The sequence below is a fragment of the Wolbachia endosymbiont (group B) of Camptogramma bilineatum genome (assembly GCF_947251825.1).
GTDB lineage: Bacteria > Pseudomonadota > Alphaproteobacteria > Rickettsiales > Anaplasmataceae > Wolbachia.
In genome coordinates this window covers 940,838-965,100 of record NZ_OX366391.1, presented here as the reverse complement: position 1 = coordinate 965,100, position 24,263 = coordinate 940,838, and the positions used below count along the sequence as shown (strand labels likewise).

The window sequence follows — 24,263 nt, the reverse complement described above, 5'->3', positions numbered from 1 at the left end:
GCTTGCAAAGCAACTCCAAGATCGGAAGGAAAAAGACTTTTCCTTGCAAGGCAACTTCAAGAGCAACCCTCATGCACAATCTCTTAACCCAAATGGAAGAAGTAAAAATAGAAGATCAGCGGCAACAAATACTTGTAAAATAATAACCCTATGGTTAATATGCGAAGATTTAATTAAAAAATGTTGTCATTCTAGTAGCTGATACTGGACTCCAATGTCAATTACTCGGATAACAAAAAAAACACAGGCTTCACATGCATCTGCATTACTGTATTAGTCTACTATCTTCATTCCCACAACATTATACCCTGAATCAACATGTAAAATTTCTCCAGTTGTACCACTACTCAGGTCGCTTAATAAGTATAGTGCTGCCTTGCCAACATCTTCTATTGTAACATTGCGTCTAAGTGGAGAATTACTTCTATTCCATTCCGATATGGAGTGAAAATCACTTATTCCAGAAGATGCCAAAGTTCTGATTGGACCAGCAGAAATTGCATTTACTCTGATGTTCTGTGGTCCGAGATCACATGCTATATATTTTACACTTGCTTCAAGTGCTGCTTTACATAAACCCATCACATTATAATTTGGCATAACTTTTTCAGCACCATAGTAAGATAAAGTAAGTAAACTACCGCCATTTAACATCATTTTTTCCGCCCTTTGCGCTAAAGCAGTAAAAGAATAGCACGATATATGCATTGCATTAATAAAGTTGTTTAGTGAAGTATTGACATATTTACCATTTAGCTCATTTTTATCGGAGAATGCTATTGCATGTACCAAAAAATCAATAGCACCCCACTTCTCCTTTATTTCCTTAAAAGCATTATCTATAGTTTCCTCATTTGAAACATTACAGTGCAATATTAACTCTACATTTAATTCACTTGCTATTGGTAATAATTTCTCTTTTATTGTTTCATTTTGATAAGTGATTGCAAGCTCAGCTCCATGTTCTGATAGAGTCTTTGCTATACCATATGCTATTGACCTCTTATTTATTATTCCGGTTACTAACCCTTTTTTACCCTGCAATATCATAGAATTATTTGCCTTTTTTATAATTTGAAATATTAACTAGGCAAAGTCAATTATGTTTTAACTGTAGCTAACGTATAAAAACGGTTCTGTCGCATCTATAAACCATAGGAAAGAAGATCATTAAAGGTGGGATTATAGGAGTTATGAAGCCATTAATATAGCAAAATTCTCAAAAGTAGAAACATTATTTTAATAATTTGTCTTTTTTGAATCATACGAATATTTTCTATGCCTGTGATGGTAATCTTTGCGGAATGGAAGCTTTTAAACCCAAGCATTGGCTTTATTAGTTTTTTGATAAATCTATCAACAATATTATTTAGATATTTTATTTGAAGAACTGTAATCTTCAGAAATTTCTGCATTCAAATCATCAAGAGCAGCAGTATTACTGCCGCTTTTATCAATTACAATTTTCTCAGGAAGATAGTTACTCCTGAAGGCTTTACGAAAGAATGCAAGTGCTGCAGACTTGTCTCTACTAACACACAAGAGTACAGTATATAAATAAACCCATTTACCGTTTAATTTAATGTAAGTCTCTCCAACTACTACCAACCTGCTTCTTTCTTTTCCTTACTGCCTCATCTATCAGTGGTGATAACCCACCTTTGTAACGTAGCATTTTGCTCCCCTTATACTCATCATTTCTTCCAAATCTCGATAGCTCAAAGAGAATCGACATTTCATGTATACAGATAACATCCTCTAAAAAGCTAAATCCTTTGAAATATGGCAACAATTTTTGATTGATACGAAACATCTTTGCTTTTTTTTTAGACAATTATATCATTCTTCTTTCTACTTCCCTACAAATGCGACAGAACCCTAAAAAAGAAGTAATACATATAATCGGTATAGGTGGAATTGGAATGAGCGCAATTGCTGAAATTCTTCATAATTCCAGTTATAAAATTCAAGGCAGTGATACGCGATCAAACGACAATATAGATAGGTTACAAAAATTAGGTATAGAGGTCTATATTAGTCACGATGCAAGTAGTATTAGACAAGCTCAAATAGTTGTACATTCTTCCGCAATAAAACCTGATAATGTGGAGCTAGTTGCAGCAAGAAATAACAATAAAACAGTTTTGCATAGGTCAGACATGCTGGCTAAAATTATGAAAGGTAAATATGTGATAGCGGTTTCTGGTTCAAGTGGCAAGACAACAACAACATCTATGATTGCTTCCATTTTTGATCATTCTGGTACTGATGCTACTGTAATTGTGGGAGGAGTATTAAACTCCTATCAGAGTAATTCAAAACTTGGCAAGAGTGACATTTTTTTAATCGAGGCTGATGAGTCTGATGGAACTATGTTAAAAATTCCTGCAAATATTGCTGTTGTAACAAGTATTAATGACGACCATATAGACCATTACGGTACATTTAACGAAATCAAAAATGCATTTTCTCGATTTGTAAACAACGCGGATTTTGCGGTTTTACCTGATTCTGCAAGCGTCAATTATGATGAGAATAATTCTATAACGTTTGGGTTTGGGAATGATAAGATTAGAGCCAGCAACGTCAAACAACACAATAATAGCATAGAATTTGATGTATTGATTAGTATAAACGAAAATAACTGGATTCCATTGTCAACTACTCAAATAGTTGATAGGGATGGGATAAAAGCAGCTCTTGATTCGTCACTTCAATGCTTGAAACGGGACTCTCGTTTCAATGTTGAACAAAATACTATGGAACTCAAGAAGACAATCCCTAGAAAATCTCTACATCCCAAAAAAAAGTAAATCGTACTAATGCTATTTGAACGAACTAGCACAAAAGTAAGCTAAATTTTTTAGGGTATAAAAACAGCAAGAAACAGTATTTTAAAGAAAGTTAGAATTTGATTGGATTGTTGAAAGTTGGCTCTCAAATTTTAGACGCATGAGCAAGCTCATACTTGTTAACTAATATAGACTAGGTGATGTGGAAGAGATACATTTAGAGCAGCCGGCAAAATTGCAATACATATTACCGCAATAACTAGAAATGAGAAGGATCTATATGGTGATTATAGATTTTCTCCAGATCTTGAAAACAATAAATAGGCAGTAAAAATAAGTTCTAGCGCTACTGCAGATAGAACAAGAAGAGATATATTGATTGCCTGACCGTTGTAAACGTAGCTTGTTAAGCTGATAAAAATAGCCATAACAAAAGCTCTAATGAACGAGAGTGCAGAAGAAGCCGTACCTTTAATTTCAGGAAAAACGTTTATTGATGCGTTAAAAATCACTGGCTGGCATATTGCACAACCGATAGAAAAAATAATCATAGATAGTGTTACTAAGTAGGAAGAATGGGGCATGATTAAACTAAGTATTACAAGCAATAGAGACCCAATAGCACCCACGCTTGTACCAGAAATTATACACCATATTGCTCCAAGTTTCTTTAAGATCTTACTGGAAAACAGGCTAATAAGTGAGAAGGACCCAACTATTGCACCTTGATGTAGTGCATAAATAGTGCTAGATAAACCAAAAGTCTTCATATACAGAAAAGGTCCACAAGTGATGAATGACATATAAGCGGCAGAAAAGAGACTCGGTACCAAAGACAACGTAACAAATCTCGGACTAGATAGTAGTTTTCTGTAATCTTTCATCATTTTTTTAAAACTGAAAATATCGCGGTCCTTTTTTGTTTCTGGTAACAGAAAAAGCAGTAAAACCCAGGAGATTAAACAAAGTATTGCAACAGTTGCATAATTACCACGCCACCCTACAATTTCATTGATGAAACTGCCTAACACTGGCGCAATTGCCATGACAACTGTTAGAACAGAATTCATGATTCCAATAAATTTTATTGCTTTGTCACCCTGATAACTGTCTGCAACGATTGCAAACACAACTACAGATGTGCTTGCACCAATACCTTGAATAAAACGAGAAATTAAAAGAGAAAAAACCGACGGTGCAAAAACACAACCAACAGCGCCAATTAATAACAAAGTGTTACCTATGATCATAATCCTTCTTCTGCCATAACATTCAGACAATGGACCAAAAAATAACCCTCCTATGCAAAAGCCTAGGAAATTATAAGCAATAGTTAATTGAATTGTTCCTTCTGATACGTTAAAATAGCGCACCATATCAGGAAAACTAGGTACGGAAATGTCAATCTCAATGAACTTGGCAATTAGAGACAGGATTAACAGAAATGGTAGTAACATTTGAGATTTTTCATTAATGAATAAAAATATCACATTTAAAGCGTTGAAAGAAGAACATTTTTTACTGTTATTAAAATGGTTAGAAACACCTCACGTAAAGCTATGGTGGGATGCAGATATAAATTGGACACCAGAGTTAATTGAGAAAAAATATAGTACCTACATTAAGGGGTTCAAACGTTTGAAGTTTGAGACGCAAATTATTGAAAAACCGATGTATGCATTCATTATTAATTGTGACGCAGTTGATATTGGTTATATTCAATACTATAATAGGCAAGATTTTCCACCTGAACAAGGCTACGATACTTCAGAGCTTCCAGAAAGTTGTGCTGCTATAGACTGGTATATCGGAGAGCTGAATTATGTAGGTAAAGGAGTTGGTTCACAAGCTTTGAATATATTTTTAAACAAATTTGTCTTTAAAGTTTATGAGAATGCCTTTGTCGACCCAGGTATAGCAAATGCTTGTGCAATCCGTGTTTACGAAAAAGTTGGCTTTAAAAAAATTATGGAAAGTAATGATGCGATTTTAATGATTAAGGCAAGAATTCCTGAGAACCATTCAAGATGAGTGTTTTTTCAACAATCTACCTAAATTACCACAAGTGGTTTATAAAAATATACAAGGAGCTTTATACAAACTTAACATAATTTAATCATAAAAATATCACTATTAAGTCCTATATAAGAACAAATTTTGGCACTCAGTGAATCTTTTTTAACTAACTATGAACTTGATTAATTGGAAAATAAATTTTACTTACTTTTACAATACCTTAAAATCTAATATCACTTTATCAGCAAAGATATCACAATAGGCTAGTATGTTCTTTACTCTTTTCCTCAAAATATTACCTATTTACATTACAATACTTATTGGTTACTTAGCAGGAAGATATCTTAAAATTGATAGAAATACTATATCTCAAATACTCTTTTATATAGCTAATCCAATAGTGATTTTATACGGAGTATCTCATACAGAAGTTAATTTAAAAGTAATTTCTCTACCGATTTTGATATGGTTTATAGGTAGTACTATGTCCTTATCAGTGTATTATCTTTCTTCTTTTTTATTTAAGGACAACACGAGAAACATATTAGCGTTTAGCTCGGGCAGCACAAGTATGGGTTATTTTGGTCTACCGATTGCCATGGCTTTATTTGATGAAGATTCAGTGTCTGTGTATGTTGTCTGTTACATAGGAATGGTACTATTTGAAAATAGCTTGGGATTTTATATAGCTGCAAATGGTATCTATACTGCAAAAGAATGCGTATTAAAGTTACTCAAACTTCCCTCATTATATGCAATGATTCTAGGTTTCTTTTTAAGTATATATGATATACAAATACCCACTTTGTTGACAGATGTTATGATAAATATCAGAAGTACATTTATCACATTAGGAATGGTGCTGCTTGGAGTAAGTATTGCACAAATTACAAATTTTAAAGTAGATTGGAAGCTTGCCTTGACCACTATTGTAGCAAAGTACATATTCTGGCCGTTATTTGTTTTGGGAATTGTCTTGCTAGACAAGCATGTTACAGGTATATACGATGAAAGCATCTATAAAGCACTGATGTTACTGGCTATTATTCCGATTTCTGGATCCAGTATAATACTTGCTAATATTTTAAATTACCAACCAGATAAAGCTACTTTATTGCTCCTAATTAGTACTGCAGTGGGACTATTTTATGTTCCACTTATAATATCATTATTTTTTACTAAACTTGTCCCTTTTTGATCAAAAATTTAAGCGCTAGGCCTATTCACAAAACTTGAATTTAGACTAAACTTCTTGGATAATCATAAAAGAAACTAATCCTTTTTTCCTCTCCTTTCTTATTTTTTTACACAGAATAGGAAGTTATCAATTGATGGAATTTTCGCAATAATGTCAATAGCAGTAAGATTTCCTACACCCTTTAGCAGGTCTATAGTTGAATTTGGATGTTCTATGAGCAGCAACAAATAAATGTAACTTGCCTTTTTCTATATGATGCTATTAACCTAATAGGTATTCGCTTGACATTTCCATATCTTTGTTATCATTAGTAATACTAAAGGGAAAACTAAACTTAATAAGATTTGGAAGCATATTGTTGTTCTATGATTCACGTAATGCTGCTATGCCTTCGTTGCAAACGTTGTCATAAAGTAAATTAAATTCTTTAATATTTGAAAAACTACCACCCCTTAGCGCACTCATTAATATTATTCCACTTTCAACATCAATATCATTAGAAATTAAATCAAGTTTAACAAGATTTGGAAAGTTACCCATTCTTTAACAATTTAGTGATCGCTATTGAGCCTTCTGCGCCAATAATGCTAGAAGTTAATTTACACTCAGTAATATTTGGAAGATTAATATTGTCTAATGCTTCATTTAAAACTTCTCCGCACTGAGCATCAATATAACAATTAGATAAAGTCAAGCTCTAAGGTGGTGAGCCTTATGGAAAAGGCGCAATTATGCGTCATGTATGAAATAGAGAGATGAACTATATTAAACAAGATTTGATCTGACACTTTAAAAAAGTAAGTTATAAAATAATAAGAACAAGGAGTGTTAGAAATGAGAAACAAAAATATTAAAACCAAAACTAGGTTTATTAGAGCTAGCAAAACAGCTCGGCAATGTATCTCAAGCGTGCAAGGTAATGAAGAGATACGTTTTAAGATTTAAGGAGTTATATGAAAATGGAGGAGAAGAGGCATTACACGAAATCAGCAAGAAAAAACCACTGTTTGCAAACAGAGTTTCCGAAGATATAGAAAGAGCAGTAGTGAATATTGCTACCGAATTTCCAGCATACGGACAACAAAGATCTGCAAACGAACTTAGAAAAAGAGATCTCCGAAGGTGGTGTGAGCTCTGTATGGCTGAGAAATGACCTGGAGACCTTCAAAAAAAGGCTTAAGGCTCTTGAAACAAAAGTTATGCAAGACGGAATAATTCTGACAGAAGAACAGCTTGCAGCGTTAGAAAAAGTGAAAGAACAAAGAGAAGCTCACGGTGAAATTGACACAGAACACCCAGGTTATTTGGGATCTCAAGATACTTACTATGTAGGCAATATCAAGGGTGTTGTGCTCATTTACCAGCAGACTTTTATTGATACATATTCGAGAGTAGCGTTTGCTAAGCTTTATGTAGATAAGACAGCTATTACTTCTGCTGACTTGCTAAATGATAGAGTGATACCGTTTTTTGATGGACAAAATATTCCTTTATTGCGAATTCTCACGGATCGAGGTACAGGATATTGTGGTAAACCAGAAAATCACGCTTATCAGCTTTATTTGGGAATTGAAAACATTGATCATTCAAGAACTAAGGCCAATTCTCCACAAACTAATGGCATATGCGAGAGGTTTCATAAAACTATGCAAGATGAGTGTTACAATATTATCTTTAGAAAGAAAATCTACAGCTCTTTGAAAGATTTGCAGATTGATGTTGATCATTGGCTGCGTTCTTACAATGAGACAAGGCCTCATTCAGGCAAATATTGCTTTGCCTATGCAAACTTTTCTTGATAGCAAACAAATTGCTTTTCAGAAAAATATTAGTAACATTAAACAAAAGACTGATATTAGTTTTCAATTCTTCTGTCAGTTAATTCTCACCTGTCAGATTAAGTTGTGTCTAGTGCAGTTAATGGGTATTCAGAAATAATTATTAAAACTTAAATTTATTTACTGAATGCACTGTAGTATTAGGTTTGATAACAATGGTATATCTTCTTCTTTTATACCTTCATGAGTTGGAAGAATTAATAAACGTGAAATAAGTTTCCTAGCATTAACGAAGTCATTCGATAACTTATTTTGCATACCTTGTGAAAAAACAGGATATTCTGGTAATATTTTATATTTATATCTATAAATATCCGTAATAACATTATGTTGAGCTAAAATGCTCGATAGTTTTGTTGCGTCTTTTCCCTTAAACTTTGATATTATTAAAACTAAGCTATAATAACTAGGTATTGACATTGCATTATAATTTATTTCCGCAATGTCACCGATACATAAATATTTTTTCCACAAAGAAGCTATGTATAATCTACGTTCTAATTTATTTGATAGTCTAGCTAATTGTTGAATGCCTAAACCAGCAGATAAGGGAGATAGTTTATAGTTTAATCCTTTCCGACACCCAAAACTTTTTTCTATTGTACAAAAACCAATTTTGGAGAAAGACTTCATTTTCATAGCAAGCTTTTCATCTGAAGTTAAGATAAAGCCACCTTCGCTAGTGCTGATTAACTTTAACTCATGCGTACTAAAACACCCTACTTTACCTAAAGTACCTTCGTATTTTATACCATTCTTAGTTCCTATGGCTTGAGCTGCATCTTCAATGATAGGGATGTTATATTTTTTAGATATCCTATCTAACTGTTTGCTATAAGTAGAATAGCCTCACATTGGCACAGAGATAATGGCTTTAGTTTTACAATTTATCTTTTGCTCTAATTCCTTTATGTTAATTTCGAAGCTATTTGGCTCAATATCAACAAATATAGGAGTAGCTTTACTTATAATTATAGGCATAGCTGACATCACAGCACCTGTCACAGGTACAATTATTTCATCTTCTGGTTTTGTATCTACAGCTTCTAAAGCTATATGTAAGGCTGCTGTACCTGAAGATGTGGCAACTGCATGTTTCACACCAAAAAAATTTGCTAACTTTCCTTCGTACTCCCTAACAACACTGTGATTTCCTGATAACTCTTCCCCTTTAAATAAAATTCTTTGCAACATATCCAAGTCTTCTTGGGTTCTATTTTCAGCGTTGCGCGAGGAGATAGTTATATTGCTGTTAAAAGCCATATTCCCCATACCGCTCTCCTATTCTAATTCTATCTAAAGAATACTTAATGTATGGAATAGTATTTTTAGGTAATTCCTTAACATTAAAGAACTCCAATTTTTCACATTTGTGTGGCTCGGTGTTGGTAATAGCTCCTTCATATTTCTTAATTCTAAAGAAAAAATCAAGTATAGTTAACGCCTTCTCTTTTCTTTGTAGTACATAAGCAAGATTCAAATTCTCACTATTAAGTACAATGCCTGCTTCTTCATGCCCTTCTCTGACACACGCTTCGTTTATGCTTTCATTTTCTTCCACATGTCCAGATACTAACCCAAACAGTCCATCTGCATAACCTGTATTTTTTCTTAAAAGAAGGAGAGTTTTGTTGCCTTGTTCTACTATTAAATAAACTGCAACTATACTTTTAAACCTTATTTTATTTGACATATAGATTCATTGGAGCTTAATTTTTCAATAGCATTTTCATTTATATTACTATTTATGTCTATACTTGCAAATTGTCTTTTTATTACTCCAACAATAGGAGCAGTAATATTATAAAAATTTTCTATTCTTTCGGTAGATTTATTCAAATTATCTTCTGGACGTTTTATTAAGGTACCACAGCAGTGATCACATTTAAGAGCTTTTTTAGGTTTTTTACTTATTTCATTATAAACTTTTGTACAATTTTGACATGTTAATCTTCCCTGTATACGTTGTAAAGCTAAACTTTTATCAACTCTAAAAATAAAAAATTGTACAGTATTAACTAACTTATTATCTTTTAAAAAAGTTTTAAGTAACTCCAATTTACCAAGATTTTGAGGGAAGGCATCTAGAGTAAATTTTTGCTTGCTTTTGATAGCATTATTTAAAGATGGTAAGATACTCTCCCAAACATCCTGATCAGAGATAAAAATTCCCTCATTTAGATCTTTTTGTATTTTAATTCCAAGAGAAGTATTGTTATTTACTTCAGATCTCAAGCAATCCCCTGTGTTAATTTTTAAATAACCATATTTTGACATCTCATCTGCAAGAGTACCTTTTCCACTTCCAGGGCAACCTATCAGAATATAATTATTTATTGATTGACTTCCTAACACATTGCAACACTTTTTGATTTAATTTTATTTAGTGACTTGGCCAAAGCAGCAACATCTTGTTCACTATTTCCTTCTCCTAAACTTACACGTACAATATTTTAAATTAATTAATAAACTAGATCTGCAGATTCAAAGGAAAACAGTTTTCACGATCTTTGGTTTTTATTGCTATCAATGGTTATATTATTTGGGTTTTTACTAATGTACATTAAAGAGTTCATACTAATTCATTTGGAAATAATAGAAAAATTTATGATTACTTTGTAATTCATTAATTAAATATATTGATTAATTATTTAATTTCCTATATTATTAAAAGATTAACACTGTATTTTAAAGGTAAAAACATGGTACATTCATCTGCGCAAATATTCACAAAGTTTGATGACGATTCAAAAAAGAGAAATATAGAAGGGCTAGAAAAGACTTACTTGGGAGTCTTGCTGTCAATTGAATTAAATAGCAAAACTTCTCAAATTGCGAAGGGCATTAAAGAAAAAATAGAAAGTTTGTTAAGTAGCAATAAAGATGAAATAAATGATAAAGTAACAATAGGTGAAAGACAAATTGGTGTAACTTTAACGAAGAAGGAAGAAGGTACATACAATGTTAAATTTGATGAAAGTGCTTCTTCTTCGGTAGATATTAAAGATACGACAGATTACACTGACGAATATCTACTTACTTTGTGCACACAGCATGAGTTGACAATCAGCAGAGATAAGAAAGGTAATCACCATTATAGTGTAACAATCAAAGGTAAAGAAAAAAGTGCAACAATAGGTGGGCTTGGTAAAATTGTAATATTTCCACAACATTTATCTTACATCAAAGAAACAATAGAACACTTAAAAGAAGGTAAGAGTCCAACTAAAGAGTTTGCGCTTGCAACAGGAACTGGAAAAACATTTATAGAACTGCTTGTTGAATATTTACCAGCTAGGCTAATGGGTGTACCTTACATATCTCTAGCACCTAGTAAAGATCTTGTAACACAGAAACGTGATGACTGGAAAAAAGTATTATCTGACTCTGATATTGAAGATATTGAGTTGAAAGAGATAAGCGATAATAAAGGGTGCTATATATTGAGCAGCGAAAGCTTAATGAAAAATTGGGATCAATTTTTAGAGGTAATAGGTCTTGAACAGCTTCCTGATATTATAAAAGCTCTCAACATTGGAGATAAAGAATTTAAAATAAAGAATGGGAAAATAAATATAGATGAGAAAGATTTTTTAATTCTTGCAGATAAAATTCAATTTGGAGATAAGGAATATAAAATTCAAGATGGTAAAGTTACAATTAATAATCAAGAATTTGAACTAAATATTGAAAAATCTATATCTCTGTCCTTTGATGAAGAGCACCGAGTAGCAGAGCAGGAGTTGTGTAAACACCGTATGGGACTCTTATCTGTACTTATGCCTACGCTGTTTTTAAGTGCAACGCCTTCAATAAGCACTCATAAATATATCAAAGAAAATGATGGTTTACTTAAAACTCTTTCTTTGACAGATAAAATGAAGTCTGGTGTATACGGGGATTTAAATCTACAAGTTCATACCAAAGTAAAAAGTAAAAATCTAGCAAAAGAATATTCTAATGGCGTTGAAGAGTATGTGGATTTTAAGCCGGAAGAAAACAATAAATATAGCGATGCAAGTTTAACAGACGATGAATTAAAAAAAGAAGTAGAGAATTATTTATATAGAAATGTTCAAAGCGTAATTGGTGAACCAGCATTGATTTTAGCTGAGTCAAATAAGCAGATAGAGAATCTGAAAAAAATATTGCAATATGGTAGAAACAAAACCTTACCAAAGTTTAATGAATCAAAGATTCTTGATTTCTTGGAGCGAACGTTCGAACCCCAACCAGAATATAAGTTAATAACTCAATCAAAAAAAAATTGTTCTCATAACAGAGCAAGTTGCTAAGCGGTTCAATATTACAAAAGAAAAAGCATCAGGAATCGTAAAAGAATATTATGACTTCAGTGGTATTGCTGATTATTCTGCATTCCGTGTAATGCATGGAATAATTGAGAATACACTTTCATACTTAACAGGTCTAAATAGACACGAGCTTGATGAGAAGAGGTGTGCAGATTTGGAAGGTTTAGTAGCAGAAGTTAAAAAAGCGTTAGACAAGAATTGTGATTTAAAAACATACGTTGAAGATCAAGGGATTAAAAGCGATAAATTAAAGAAAAACCTTGTTAAGCATATGCGATCTGTAATTAACCTTCTAAAGGAAAATAAAGACCGTGATTTATTTATAAGATTAATAAGGAATTGGAACCAAGATAAAGAACTTCATCTCTTGATGTCATCTGAGGGATTAGAACAAGTTCCTACAAAGCTAGTAGATTTGCTAAGTAGAGGCTATTACGATGTAGTGAGAGACTACCTTGAATATTATGGAGTAGAAGAAGGTAAAATGGATGACTTTTGTGACCTGTTCAAAAGAGTAGCTGCTGAAAGAAGAAAGTTTGCCTCTTCTTTAAGAGGATTGAGAGATAAAGAACAAGATGAGAAAAAAGGATCTACACGCCTAGGAGAAAATGAGAAAAAGCTACTTGAAGATCTCGGGAAAGCACTTGGAATGACATTACAAGATGGTAGTAAGCTAACTTATTCAAGATATTCTAGTCCTTGTTATTCTTGTAATAAAAAAGAATATCCATTAGGAGCACTACAAGATTTTTGTTACGAAAATAAGTACAAAGTAAAATTAGTAATGTTAGATAGCTCAGCCAATTTATCTACAGAAGATCTTAAAAGTAAGCTTTCGGACTATATAAGTGCTCAACCATTAGAAGAATTAGAGCTTGTAAAAGAGCTTGTAAAAAAGAAATTGTCCCCGAGTGATAATCAAAGCGTATGTGAAGATCTAATTAACCTAGATACATATCATGCTAAGGAACTCAAGAAAGCAATAAATGAGAAGAATAATTTGTCTATCAACCATCATAAAAAAAGAATTTTACAAGACTTAAATCAGGAACAGTTAGCTAAGTTAGCAATAGACCATTTATCAGAAGCTAAGCTAAAAGATTTATATGAAGATCTATTGAAAGAAGAAAAGGATTATCATGCTTTGTGCCGCATGGGATTAGTTGGTAATGATGTAAATCCTACCAAGGTACAGGGATACAATGATATCAATTTACAACATGTTGGAATGCTAATAGATCCAATATCTACTGATCTCAACAAGCCTGCACAGCTTATTCAAGCTCCAGGTAGACTTAGATGCCTAAACTCTAATAGAAAGTCTGCATTCTTTTGCTATTCGAGTGGTGAATTGAGCTTTGACATAAATCTACTCAAGAAAGGAGGAGAGTATATTGATGCTTATAATAAATCAGTAGTAAGATTATCAAATCAACAAGCTTATGGAAATAAACTTGCAACAGAGATAATAGATTATATTAACCAGGAAATAAAAAGCCTAAAAAGAATTGACGATCTGGCTGATCAAAGTATTGAAATTGCCTTAAATTTGTTTATAGAAGTTTACAATACCAATGAGCATGATTTCAATAAAAGTAAGAAGGAATTTATTGGTGTATTAAAACATGCACGAAGAAAGCTTAATAATTATTAAAAAGAATTGAGAGATAATTATGGTGGTACTTTGTTTACAATGCTAAGAAATGCTTTTATAACAGTTGTGTATCTTCTTAATCGTTTCGAGTATTACTTAAAAACAAAAAGTACTTACAATAGCTTTTCAGAGAAAGTTAATAAGTTAAGGAATAATCCTAGTGTGGATACTTATGCTCATATTATAGCAGAATATAGCGTTAAAAGTGTCACAGAGATTAATTTGTTAAGTGAGAAATTTAATGAAGTTTATCAACAGAGAAAAAAAACACAGGACGAAAATGACACTAAAAGCTTCAATAATTACTTAGAGCATATCAATGCATGTTTGAAACATCCAGTACATCTAAAATTATTTGATAAAATAACATCACCGTTGAAAAAAGGTGATTATTTGCTTAAGTTACTTGATCAAATTTATCCAGGAGGAAGAAATCAAGATAAAGTGGAAAGTTTGAGAAAATTCAGGAAAAATTTAAAAGATAAATCTTTTAAATTCACAAAAGATGACTTACAAAACATAGAACAGGTGCAATCTTATCTGCAGAATATAATTCAAAGGATTAACATTTATAATAGTCATTATTATAGAGTAGAAGAGCATGATGACTCTACTATTCCTTCTGCGGTATCGCAATATAGGATTAATAGTAGGTCTGATATTGGAGAGAGTGAAGAATCAAAAGGTGATAGAGAGTACTACATAAAATCACAACAAGGTAAAGCTGGAATTACATGTGAAAGTGACTTAAATGAGCTAGAGATTTTGTCACAAAGGGAAAATATAAAATTGGCAAAAGAAGCTGCAGATTATGTTATCTCTCCACTGCTTGGTGACTCTTCTTGTGCAACAAAAAATAAGCAAAGCTCAGAAGAAGATAAAAAAATTATCAATAGTGTTGTTGATAAAGCAAATGAAGTTAAAAATGATCTTGAGAAAAACGTCAAGCCTTTTACTACTGAAGAAATTGTTTCGCCAAGCACCGAGTTTATTAATCCTATAGCAAAATTGAAAGACACTTCGAGAAGTTTATAGGAGGTAAGAAAAAGGGAGGAAAGCTAAATAAAGAGCGATTGCTCTATTATGCAACGAATATTTTAGAGAGCACAGATGATGAAAGTTAGTAATCACAAAAATGTAAGGTGTGCCAAGAAGTATAGCCTTTCTTATAATAGTTCGAACGTGATAAGATATGTATTTATGTCGATAGTAGGCCAGTAGCGTATTACGATACGTTCGGATTATTGTAAAAAGAGCTATACGTACGGAACAGATTAATGATGGGCGAATAAATTCAAGACCTCAAAGTAATTTTACTCAGGATAGAAGTTTAAGGTTAAATTAACTTCTTAATTTTTGAATCTCATCCAAAGAAAGGCCAGTTATTTCAGCGATAACATCAATAGAGACACCGGCCTTGAGTGAGTTTTTGGCAACTTCAATTTTACCTTCAATTTTACCTTCAATTTTACCTTCAATTTTACCTTTTTGATGGCCGATTTGGATGCCTTCATGAAGTTTTTCTTCAAGACTAGATAAATAATCATCGGTACGTTTCTTAGCTTGATCGTAAGCAAGACGTTCTTCTTTACTCCAATTATATTGGTTCAGCTCATCATAAGCCCTGCCAATAATTAAATCACTTCCTATTATTTTTTTTAGATCCTCTTCACTTGTTTCACCGGCGTGTTTAAAAAAATAACACCATTTCTCTACTATATTTTCTAATTGATCTTCTCTTTTTTTTAATTTAGGTAACTCTATAAAAGTAAAACTAAAGTCTTTGAGATCATGTTCAAAAGTTATCTTATCAAAAGTAACATGATCAGACTTATAAGCCAGCTTATTAGGAAATAAGATAAAATCGGCAATGGCAATAAAGATAACGCCTTTAAGATCATGATACTGGTCACCTACATCAGCTTGACTTGAATAGGCCTTAGCGGCATAATATTGGGCACGTTTTTCAAAGCCAGTAGTTTTAGCGACTTGCATCTCAATGATGGTTTTGACCCCTGTAGAATCAACACAGAGAACATCAACAATACTTTGCTTTTGAGAGGCGATGACAGGGTCTTGAATGGGACTGAGAAAGGAGACATCTTTAATCTTGTTGTCATCGGTAAGACCTAGTATATCATTAAGAAAGTGAATAAGAATATCTTTATTTTTTTCGGTACCAAAGATACGACGAAAAGCTATATCATTGCGAGCATCAAGGAACTTCGAAAGAGCCATGAGAAAGTAAGATAAAAAGCACTAATAATTATACACAATTCTGAAGAAATATTCAACTAAATTCCAACATGTTAATCAGAGAATGATCTTCATGAAAGGGCTTATTTAATAGAGAACTTGATTCGCATTGATATTCAAGCTATATCCTGATCAGACTGAGAGTTGTAAACATGGCAATAATTCTTTTAGACACAAAAACTATAAATCGTATAGCAGCGGGAGAGGTGATAGAGAGGCCAGCAAAAGGAATTAGTAGAAAATGCAATAGATGCTAGAAATAGAGATCAAAATAGAAAGTGGTGGGCGTAACCTTATAATTGTGACAGATGATGGAAATGGAATAGAAAAGAGCGATCTAGAACTAGCATTTATGAGGCATGCCACTTCAAAATTAAGCGATAGTGAGTTAATAGAAATCTTGGCTTTAGGGGGGGGGGAATTCAATTGCAGCAGTAAGTAGAATATCTAAGGCAAGTGGAGCAAAGGAAGCATGGTCTATAAGGTATGAGGGAGGAGAAAAAATAAGAGAGATTACACCTTGTTCTTTGCTAAAGGGTACATATATTGAAGTTCGTGACTTATTTTTTGCCACACCAAATAGACTAAAATTTCTAAAAACCGAAAGGGCGGAAACACAAAGCATTGTTGATATTGTAAATAACTTAGCAATAATTAACTATAGTATTGGGTTTACTCTCACTTCCGGTAATAAAAAGCTTTTGAAATATGCTAAGCAGGCCTCGTTATTTAGTAGACTATGTGAAGTAGAGAAGGAATTTCAGAATAATTCTCTGGGCATTAATGAAGAAGAAGACGGTATTAGACTTACAGGACACATCTGCAAGTCAACTGTCAATCGTGGTAAGTCTGATATGATCTATACATTTGTTAGTGGTAGGCCAATTAAGGATAATCTGCTTATTGGTGATCCGTTATGCGTATCATGACCTTATTCCAAGCAATAGATATCCTTTTGCAGCGTTGCACTTAGAGATACCGTATGATCAAGTGGACGTAAATGTGCATCCAAATAAATCAGAAGTAAGATTTCAGAATAAAAGGTTAATATATGAAATAGTGAGAAGAGAAAGCATTATCGATGAGAATAGGCACGTTCGCAGCAAGTGATCAAAGTATTGAAGAGTTTGATGCTAGTAAAAGTCAAGAGCAAGTCAATAGTAAAGAGAAAAAAAATCAAAAAGAGTTTTATGAGAAGAGACCAAGTCTTTTAAAAACTTTTACGTCTTTAATGGGATGGTGATCAAGCTTGATTTCGTTATCAGCTGCAAAAGTTTTTTTTCTACTTTATGATTGCTTTCCCAATTAGCATCACCACTGCCCCAAGCAAGATGGATAGATTGCTTTTTTATGCTTGCTGCTCTTCCTGATTGTGTAAGAATTGACACCTGTGATGAGTTTGAAAGGCTTATATAATATATATTCAGGATTTGGAAAATTTTTGTCCAAAAAAAATCTAATTTTTTATTGCAGTATTATTTAAAAATCGAACTGTACTATTCTTAAAAAAAAACAATAGAATATCAATGGGTTAAAAATTGCATCTGTATTATTTATTTTTGCTCCTGTCCTACAAAGTGCACCTATAAGTTCTCATCCTTAAAGCATTAATTGTTTTAGGGAAAAGTTATGAAACTAAAAACTGCCATAGTTGTTCAAAATATACGGTATCAAGCTAAGAGATTAAAACTTTTTGAATGCTTTACTCATGAAACCCATGAAGATCTTGAGCAAGAACTTTTCTGTGAAATTTGGACTTATCTTGATAGATATGATGAAAGTAAAGGTAGCTTTAACACTTTTGTAGCAAGATTAACCGAACGTCGTGCCAATAACTTATTGAGAAACAACTATGTATGAAGCGCAATATTAATAACTATGTCAATATTGAGAAAACAGAAGCTTTTGAAGATGAAGTAGCGAAACGTACTGATGTAGATTACATGATTTCAATACTACCAAGAAAGATGCAAAAGATATGCGAACAACTCAAGTACTTTAACTTATATGAAGTTGCTAAGATGAACAACATATCAAGAACTACTTTAAATACTATGGTAAGAAAAATACGTATAAAACTCTCTTCCATCTACTACAAGAGCAAAAAGAAAAATTGAACATAAATTCTACCTTTCCTGAATATATAACATATACCATTGAGGTGAATAAATGACTTTTAAAATTTTAAACAATAATGAAAGATTGAAAACAACTACAGGCATAAAAGTAGTAATTTTTGGTCCTTACGGTATTGGTAAAACCAGTCTCTTAAAGACTATAAGTGAACCAACACTATGTCTTGACTTTGAAGCAGGTCTGCTTGCTGTTCAAGATTGGCAGGGAGATTCAATCATTATTCGCACTTGGAATGAGGCAAGAGATGTAGCTTGTCTTATTGGTGGTCCAAACCCTGCGCTGAAATCTGACCAAGCATACAGCCAAAAACACCATGAACATGTATCTGGCAAATATAAAGATCTTCTTTCTGAAGTTTCTAAATACCGATGCATCTTTGTAGATAGTATAACCGTTGCTTCACGTTTATGTCTCTTATGGGCAAGGATGCAACCTGAGTGTTTTTCTGATAGATCGGGAAAAGAAGATAAAAGAGCTGCTTATGGGTTACTTGCTCAAGAGATGATGGCATGGCTCAATCAATTTCAACATATCAGAGATAAAGACATCATCATAGTTGGCACATTAGGCCAATATCTTGATGATTGCAATCGCTCAACCTGGCTTCCTCAATGTGAAGGAGCAAAAACTGCTAGTGAAATTCCAGGTATTGTTGATGAAGTAATTAGTATGGTTGGAATCAAGAAAGATGATGGTACAGAGAAACGTTTATTTGTCTGTCAGACTATTATGAGAAGAGCTATAATTAGAGCAAATCTCTACGACATTAGAGCATCGACAATTGGCAAGATACAAAAAACAAGAAGAGGATCGAAAGTAGGAAAGCATGAGTTTATAGGAGGATTTGCAGCAGTTATGCCAAAAGGAAATAGCGGTATTTTTAAACGTGAAGGAAGAGCAGCATTACCAATAAAGGAAGTTAAGTTGCAACTAGAACCTGAGGCTTCAAGGATAATATTGTTAATTATGAAGTTGAAAAGGTATTTGAAAAATATTTTATACATTACATGAGTTAAATTATATGCATGACAAAGTTCTGGAAAGATTTACATCAAGCAATTTGCACCACACTGAAGGAAGAAATACCGGCTATACAGACATATGAAATTTATCCAGCAATAAGAAAAGAATTATTAGCGCCAGCGTTATTTGTAGAGCTTGTGAGTTTAGAATCGGGAAAAGATCCTGGAACAGAGGAATTAGCGCTGAAAGCAAGATTTGAAGCACGAATTGTGATTGATAGCACAATAGAAAATGCCCCTATTATTGTCAGAACATTAGCTGCTGAGGTTGCAAAAGTTGTGAATAAAAGCACTTTTAGTATGAACATTTCACCAGGTGAATTTCTCTCTGCAGAACCTGATGGATTTAGGCCAGAATTGGATGCATATTTAGTGTGGATGGTTGAATGGGTGCATACAATACACGTAGGGCGATCTATTTGGGAAGAAGGAAAAATTAAGCCACATACCATAAACGTAGGAAATATAAATGTTGGATCATAGTTTTGCGATTTCAGAGCTGAATAGGAAGCTAGCAAACGTTATTCGTATAGGAGTTGTAAAAGAAATAGATTATGAAAAAGCAAAAGTAAGAGTTAAAATAGGAGAATTTTTAACAGATTATTTACCATGGATAACGAGCAAAGCAGGAAAAGATAGAAATTGGTCTTCACCAGATATTGATGAGCAAGTAGTTATACTTTCCCCGCTGGGAGAATTATCTTTAGGAGTAGTACTTCCTGGAATATATCAACAAAAGTACGCTGCACTAGAAAATAAAAAAGAAATAAATAGTGTGAAGTTTCAAGATAGAACAAGATTGTTATATGATAAGGAAAAACATCATTTAGAGATTGAAGTAGTAGACAAAATAACACTGAAAGCTGGGGGATCGAGAATAGAGATGACAAAAAGTGGAATAAAATTGAAAGCAGATAGAATAAACCTTAATTAAATGAATAAATCGGTTGTACGATTAGGAGACTATTGTGGAGAAGTAACACCGCATTTCTGCATTAGTGGGAGTAACAATGTTTTTGTAAATGGAAAGTCAATATGCAGACAAGGAGACAGTTTTAGTGAAGGAAAAGTAATGATTCAAGGATCAAAAACAGTGTTTGCGAATAGCTATGGAGTGGGAAGAGTTGGTGACATTGTTTCTTGTTCTAATACAATGAAGAGAGGTAGTAATAATGTTTTCTCAGAATGACTAAAATTGATAGAAATTGAGATAAAGTGTACTAGACACAACTTAATCTGACAGGTGAGAATTAACTGACAGAAGAATTGAAAACTAATATCAGTCTTTTGTTTAATGTTACTAATATTTTTCTGAAAAGCAATTTGTTTGCTATCAAGAAAAGTTTGCATAGGCAAAGCAATATTTGCCTGAATGAGGCCTTGTCTCATTGTAAGAACGCAGCCAATGATCAACATCAATCTGCAAATCTTTCAAAGAGCTGTAGATTTTCTTTCTAAAGATAATATTGTAACACTCATCTTGCATAGTTTTATGAAACCTCTCGCATATGCCATTAGTTTGTGGAGAATTGGCCTTAGTTCTTGAATGATCAATGTTTTCAATTCCCAAATAAAGCTGATAAGCGTGATTTTCTGGTTTACCACAATATCCTGTACCTCGATCCGTGAGAATTCGCAATAAAGGAATATTTTGTCCATCAAAAAACGGTATCACTCTATCATTTAGCAAGTCAGCAGAAGTAATAGCTGTCTTATCTACATAAAGCTTAGCAAACGCTACTCTCGAATATGTATCAATAAAAGTCTGCTGGTAAATGAGCACAACACCCTTGATATTGCCTACATAGTAAGTATCTTGAGATCCCAAATAACCTGGGTGTTCTGTGTCAATTTCACCGTGAGCTTCTCTTTGTTCTTTCACTTTTTCTAACGCTGCAAGCTGTTCTTCTGTCAGAATTATTCCGTCTTGCATAACTTTTGTTTCAAGAGCCTTAAGCCTTTTTTTTGAAGGTCTCTAGGTCATTTCTCAGCCATACAGACCTCACACCACCTTCGGAGATCTCTTTTTCTAAGTTCGTTTGCAGATCTTTGTTGTCCGTATGCTGGAAATTCGGTAGCAATATTCACTACTGCTCTTTCTATATCTTCGGAAACTCTGTTTGCAAACAGTGGTTTTTTCTTGCTGATTTCGTGTAATGCCTCTTCTCCTCCATTTTCATATAACTCCTTAAATCTTAAAACGTATCTCTTCATTACCTTGCACGCTTGAGATACATTGCCGAGCTGTTTTGCTAGCTCTAATAAACCTAGTTTTGGTTTTAATATTTTTGTTTCTCATTTCTAACACTCCTTGTTCTTATTATTTTATAACTTACTTTTTTAAAGTGTCGGATCAAATCTTGTTTAATACACTTAAGGGAAATACCGATGTTATGGAGTGAGCAATTGGAGAAGTTTTACGGTTTTAATTATGCCATTTAATAACAAGAAGCTTGAGATATCAAGAGATTATGTAAAAGGTATTGACTTGTAACCTCATGACAATTAAGCTATGCTTATTGTATAGCTAGAGAGGTAATGTGCCAAGTTTTTTTGATAAACCGTTTGAAGAACAAGTAGAAGAAATAACAAAAACTGAAAATGCAGAAAGTTTAAGGTTACTACAGGCATTAATTGGTGTGAGAAATCCTGATGCATTCATAAAATATTACTCGAGTTTTATAACTGCTAAAATTAATATTACTTAATGTAAGGCGTTATGGTGAATGTAGACTGCAAAAGCTATGTCTTGAACAATACAAGGAAATTTTTGAGTATTTTTATAATGTAAGTAATAAGATAGGTGAAGTAGAATTGAGAAAGTTTTTAAACGGGAAAGGTGATCTAATTAAAGGTGGTATTAGAGAAAGTTTAAAGAAGGTAATACTGAAGCCAGGTAATGGAGAAAATGTAGAGCATGTGTACAGTATAGACACAGCATGGTTATGTCTTATAGGTTGTGAGCAAGTTTTAGAAGCTTATGACAATACTGCAAAGAAAACAATAGAGGAAACTGACCAAAAGATCATAGATATAGTTAGGAATAATAAACACTTTGATGAAGGAAGAAGAAAAATAAATGAAGAATTAGCAGAGTGCAAAAGAAAGTATAAGCAATATAGTGAAGAGATTAATAAGTTCTATGATTTTATAAAAAAAAATAGAAAATCGCACTCTTTTGTCAGATTGGTGCAGTGTACTACTAGAGCAAGTAAAGAAAGATTCAGACAAGTCAGATGAGGGGATGGTACACATACTGCGTAATTATAATAGGTCTCAGTTAGATACGGATGTAAGTAATTGGTTAATCAGCAAAGTTTTTGATAAAGTCTTAGATAATAAACTGAAAGAATTAAAAGAGAAATACCAGCTGGAGGAAGTAAGTATTGAATATGATGTAGGTAAGAATTATTTAAAGAGGGAAGTACTAGAAAAATCTAGTGTCAATGTGCTTAATCCCAAGAAACTTATTAATGCAATGCAAAGTGTTCCAGATTATAAGGTTAAAAGTGAAAAGGAGAAACTAAGTGAGGTTACGGTTTGGTCTATAGAAGGACTTACCAATGAAGAGAATAGAGCTTTAAAAGATGCATTGCCAAGAGCAACCAAGGCCTGGAAAGAAAGCGAAAGTAGTGAGTTAAAGATTAAGGATTTTCTAATAATGCTGTTAAAGGTATTGGGTCAAGAGATTGTAGAATTAGAACTTAGTAAAAGAAATAGGTTAAGTTTACAGCAACCGCAACGCGACCACAAGGTTCTACTGAAGGGCTTGCACGATAGAGTATCTGATATATTAGGTAAGAATAAAAATAATGTTTATGATGATAGTTTCACAGAGAAAATTCTTGTTAATATATTGAAGAGAAAACAATACCATAGTTTAGCATTGATGTTCATTACCCAGCTGACAAAACCTCATGATATAGTGAAAGCAGAACAGGATATTTTAAATACTATGTTGCTTGAAGCTATAGAAAAAGATAGAAGAGATATGGCATTACTTTTGATATGTAACGGAGCTAGTATTATTGTGTCGCCTACTGTTATTGCAAAATTAGGTGATGAGTTATTAGGAACAAAAGGAGTGGAACAAGTTGCGCGTTTATACAGTAAAATGCCTATAATTGGGGTAAAGTGCAAAAAAATAAAAGAAGGAGAATCAAGAATAAATAGGGAGTTAGAAATAATAGATTTTACTGTAAAAAGCCCTCTTGATAGGAATCAGGAAAATGATGACGAAGAAGTACTAGAAATTTGTGAGATTTTCAACTTAAAAGAACTAAGTGAGTTATTCCCTGAAGGATCTCTATTAAAAGTGGGGAGTGATATCACAATGAGTTACAATGAAAAAATATCAAGCGGAAAATTAAAAAGAACTGAAGGTAAAAAAGATTCAGAGCAAGAGAATAAAACAGAGAATTTAGAACTTGTAGCGCAGTACCTAGAAAAAAAGGAACGTAATAAATTATTACGTAATTGGTCTCTAGGTGGGGCAGGTCTTGGAGGAGTTGGGGGAGCTTGTGCTTTTTTCTTTCTTGCTCCTCCAATTGCTGCTCTTGTTTTTGCCGGTGTTGCTGTTGGCTCTATAACGGTTAGTTTGCTTGCTTCTGGTGTACATATACTTATAAACAAACAAGGTGATCTTGAAATAAGTCGTGACAATCTTCAAGACTTAAATAAAGCAATTGATCTTTTTATAGACTTATTAAAACAAAATGTTCCTTCAGGAATAAGTAATACTTTCTTAGAAGAATTGAGACAAGAGAAAGAAGAAATAAATAAAAGTAAAGAGAAGTTTATAAATCTCTCGCGTATTTCAGATGTTATGAAAAGGGTATGCAAGAAAATACCAGGAGTTGGTAAGCTTATTTCAGAGATAAAAGAAAAAAAAAAGTGGAAAGATATAGAACTCATTATGTTACTGCTTGAAGATTTTGGCGTGAGTTTAATAAAGCTGTTGCTGAATCAAGTAAAGTAAAGGAAGTAACATTTGGAGATCTTGCAATGAATATAATCAGAAGTAGAGAACCTATATTAG

Annotated in this window: 20 protein-coding genes and 7 pseudogenes; 17 read left to right on the top strand and 10 right to left on the bottom strand. The window is 32.9% G+C overall.

All coding sequences use genetic code 11. The features are described 5' to 3' along the window. Positions 1-273: 273 nt before the first annotated feature. The gene (locus OPR44_RS04910) at positions 274-1,050 is read right to left on the bottom strand and encodes an enoyl-ACP reductase FabI (RefSeq protein ID WP_264377774.1); all 777 of its coding nucleotides are present in this window, start codon (positions 1,048-1,050) and stop codon (positions 274-276) included. 141 nt (positions 1,051-1,191) lie between these two features. Further along, positions 1,192-1,813, bottom strand: a pseudogene (locus OPR44_RS04905) (IS6 family transposase). 52 nt (positions 1,814-1,865) lie between these two features. Between OPR44_RS04905 and OPR44_RS04900 the strand changes: the two are divergent. Further along, a pseudogene (locus tag OPR44_RS04900) lies at positions 1,866-2,654 on the top strand (Mur ligase domain-containing protein); the annotation flags it as partial. A 425-nt stretch (positions 2,655-3,079) separates the two neighbouring features. Here the strand turns inward: OPR44_RS04900 and OPR44_RS04895 are convergent. Continuing rightward, a complete protein-coding gene (locus tag OPR44_RS04895) occupies positions 3,080-4,249 on the bottom strand; it encodes a multidrug effflux MFS transporter (RefSeq protein ID WP_265014568.1) in 1,170 nt (389 codons plus the stop codon). Between the two features lie 16 nt (positions 4,250-4,265). On the opposite strand from OPR44_RS04895, the gene OPR44_RS04890 reads away from it, so the two are divergent. Together OPR44_RS04890 and OPR44_RS04885 are read left to right on the top strand one after the other, a co-directional pair. Continuing rightward, complete coding sequence (locus tag OPR44_RS04890) at positions 4,266-4,823, top strand: acetyltransferase (protein WP_264377266.1); 558 nt, start codon at positions 4,266-4,268, stop codon at positions 4,821-4,823. A 253-nt stretch (positions 4,824-5,076) separates the two neighbouring features. Continuing rightward, entirely contained in the window at positions 5,077-6,006 is a 930-nt protein-coding gene (locus OPR44_RS04885; RefSeq protein ID WP_264374729.1) for an AEC family transporter, read from the top strand. Positions 6,007-6,369: 363 nt separating this feature from the next. Here OPR44_RS04885 and OPR44_RS04880 read toward each other — a convergent pair whose 3' ends face one another. Further along, the gene (locus tag OPR44_RS04880; RefSeq protein WP_264377776.1) at positions 6,370-6,546 is read right to left on the bottom strand and encodes a hypothetical protein; all 177 of its coding nucleotides are present in this window, start codon (positions 6,544-6,546) and stop codon (positions 6,370-6,372) included. Then, complete coding sequence (locus OPR44_RS04875) at positions 6,539-6,700, bottom strand: hypothetical protein (protein WP_264374731.1); 162 nt, start codon at positions 6,698-6,700, stop codon at positions 6,539-6,541. The genes OPR44_RS04880 and OPR44_RS04875 overlap by 8 nt, the downstream gene beginning before the upstream one ends. Before the next feature lie 153 nt (positions 6,701-6,853). On the opposite strand from OPR44_RS04875, the pseudogene OPR44_RS04870 reads away from it, so the two are divergent. Next, positions 6,854-7,944, top strand: a pseudogene (locus tag OPR44_RS04870) (IS481 family transposase). A gap of 20 nt (positions 7,945-7,964) precedes the next feature. On the opposite strand, the pseudogene OPR44_RS04865 reads toward OPR44_RS04870, so the two are convergent. The 3 genes and pseudogenes from OPR44_RS04865 to OPR44_RS04855 all read right to left on the bottom strand — a co-directional run bounded on the left by OPR44_RS04865 (position 7,965) and on the right by OPR44_RS04855 (position 10,199). Further along, positions 7,965-9,038, bottom strand: a pseudogene (locus OPR44_RS04865) (DegT/DnrJ/EryC1/StrS family aminotransferase). Between the two features lie 58 nt (positions 9,039-9,096). Next, the gene (locus OPR44_RS04860; protein ID WP_265014567.1) at positions 9,097-9,537 is read right to left on the bottom strand and encodes an NUDIX hydrolase; all 441 of its coding nucleotides are present in this window, start codon (positions 9,535-9,537) and stop codon (positions 9,097-9,099) included. After that, positions 9,522-10,199 carry an adenylate kinase family protein gene (locus tag OPR44_RS04855; RefSeq protein WP_264377784.1) on the bottom strand — a complete coding sequence of 226 codons (678 nt, stop codon included), beginning with the start codon at positions 10,197-10,199 and terminating at the stop codon, positions 9,522-9,524. Before OPR44_RS04855 ends, OPR44_RS04860 begins: the two co-directional genes overlap by 16 nt. Before the next feature lie 347 nt (positions 10,200-10,546). Here OPR44_RS04855 and OPR44_RS04850 point away from each other — a divergent pair, with 347 nt between their 5' ends. The 3 genes from OPR44_RS04850 to OPR44_RS04840 all read left to right on the top strand — a co-directional run bounded on the left by OPR44_RS04850 (position 10,547) and on the right by OPR44_RS04840 (position 14,846). Beyond that, on the top strand, positions 10,547-12,139 hold the full coding sequence (locus tag OPR44_RS04850) for a DEAD/DEAH box helicase family protein (RefSeq protein ID WP_265014566.1): 1,593 nt from the start codon (positions 10,547-10,549) through the stop codon (positions 12,137-12,139). 91 nt (positions 12,140-12,230) lie between these two features. After that, on the top strand, positions 12,231-13,811 hold the full coding sequence (locus OPR44_RS04845; RefSeq protein WP_265014565.1) for a hypothetical protein: 1,581 nt from the start codon (positions 12,231-12,233) through the stop codon (positions 13,809-13,811). A gap of 6 nt (positions 13,812-13,817) precedes the next feature. Continuing rightward, positions 13,818-14,846, top strand: coding sequence for a hypothetical protein (locus OPR44_RS04840; protein ID WP_265014564.1), 1,029 nt, complete (start codon positions 13,818-13,820; stop codon positions 14,844-14,846). Between the two features lie 306 nt (positions 14,847-15,152). Here the strand turns inward: OPR44_RS04840 and OPR44_RS04835 are convergent, their stop codons facing one another. Next, on the bottom strand, positions 15,153-16,049 hold the full coding sequence (locus OPR44_RS04835) for an Rpn family recombination-promoting nuclease/putative transposase (RefSeq protein ID WP_265014563.1): 897 nt from the start codon (positions 16,047-16,049) through the stop codon (positions 15,153-15,155). Positions 16,050-16,219: 170 nt separating this feature from the next. On the opposite strand from OPR44_RS04835, the pseudogene mutL reads away from it, so the two are divergent. The 7 genes and pseudogenes from mutL to OPR44_RS04800 form a co-directional block, all read left to right on the top strand. Continuing rightward, positions 16,220-17,256 (top strand): annotated as a pseudogene (mutL, locus tag OPR44_RS04830) (DNA mismatch repair endonuclease MutL); the annotation flags it as partial. 440 nt (positions 17,257-17,696) lie between these two features. Further along, on the top strand, positions 17,697-17,927 hold the full coding sequence (locus tag OPR44_RS04825; RefSeq protein WP_265014562.1) for a sigma factor: 231 nt from the start codon (positions 17,697-17,699) through the stop codon (positions 17,925-17,927). Further along, positions 17,924-18,184, top strand: a complete 261-nt coding sequence (locus OPR44_RS04820) for a hypothetical protein (protein ID WP_265014561.1) — start codon at positions 17,924-17,926, stop codon at positions 18,182-18,184. Before OPR44_RS04825 ends, OPR44_RS04820 begins: the two co-directional genes overlap by 4 nt. Before the next feature lie 52 nt (positions 18,185-18,236). Continuing rightward, a pseudogene (locus tag OPR44_RS04815) lies at positions 18,237-18,932 on the top strand (ATP-binding protein); the annotation flags it as partial. A gap of 296 nt (positions 18,933-19,228) precedes the next feature. After that, positions 19,229-19,708 (top strand): hypothetical protein, encoded by a 480-nt coding sequence (locus OPR44_RS04810; RefSeq protein WP_264377779.1) that lies wholly within the window; start codon positions 19,229-19,231, stop codon positions 19,706-19,708. Beyond that, complete coding sequence (locus OPR44_RS04805; RefSeq protein ID WP_264377778.1) at positions 19,695-20,159, top strand: phage baseplate assembly protein V; 465 nt, start codon at positions 19,695-19,697, stop codon at positions 20,157-20,159. The genes OPR44_RS04810 and OPR44_RS04805 overlap by 14 nt, the downstream gene beginning before the upstream one ends. Continuing rightward, complete coding sequence (locus OPR44_RS04800) at positions 20,160-20,414, top strand: PAAR domain-containing protein (protein ID WP_264377777.1); 255 nt, start codon at positions 20,160-20,162, stop codon at positions 20,412-20,414. It abuts the gene before it with no gap. A gap of 104 nt (positions 20,415-20,518) precedes the next feature. On the opposite strand, the pseudogene OPR44_RS04795 reads toward OPR44_RS04800, so the two are convergent. Beyond that, a pseudogene (locus OPR44_RS04795) lies at positions 20,519-21,511 on the bottom strand (IS481 family transposase); the annotation flags it as partial. Between the two features lie 254 nt (positions 21,512-21,765). Between OPR44_RS04795 and OPR44_RS04790 the strand changes: the two are divergent. The 3 genes from OPR44_RS04790 (at position 21,766) to OPR44_RS04780 (ending at position 24,203) form a co-directional block, all read left to right on the top strand. After that, on the top strand, positions 21,766-21,933 hold the full coding sequence (locus OPR44_RS04790) for a hypothetical protein (protein ID WP_265014559.1): 168 nt from the start codon (positions 21,766-21,768) through the stop codon (positions 21,931-21,933). 106 nt (positions 21,934-22,039) lie between these two features. Continuing rightward, complete coding sequence (locus OPR44_RS04785) at positions 22,040-22,465, top strand: hypothetical protein (RefSeq protein WP_265014558.1); 426 nt, start codon at positions 22,040-22,042, stop codon at positions 22,463-22,465. A 4-nt stretch (positions 22,466-22,469) separates the two neighbouring features. Next, positions 22,470-24,203 (top strand): hypothetical protein, encoded by a 1,734-nt coding sequence (locus OPR44_RS04780; protein WP_265014557.1) that lies wholly within the window; start codon positions 22,470-22,472, stop codon positions 24,201-24,203. Positions 24,204-24,263: the final 60 nt, after the last annotated feature.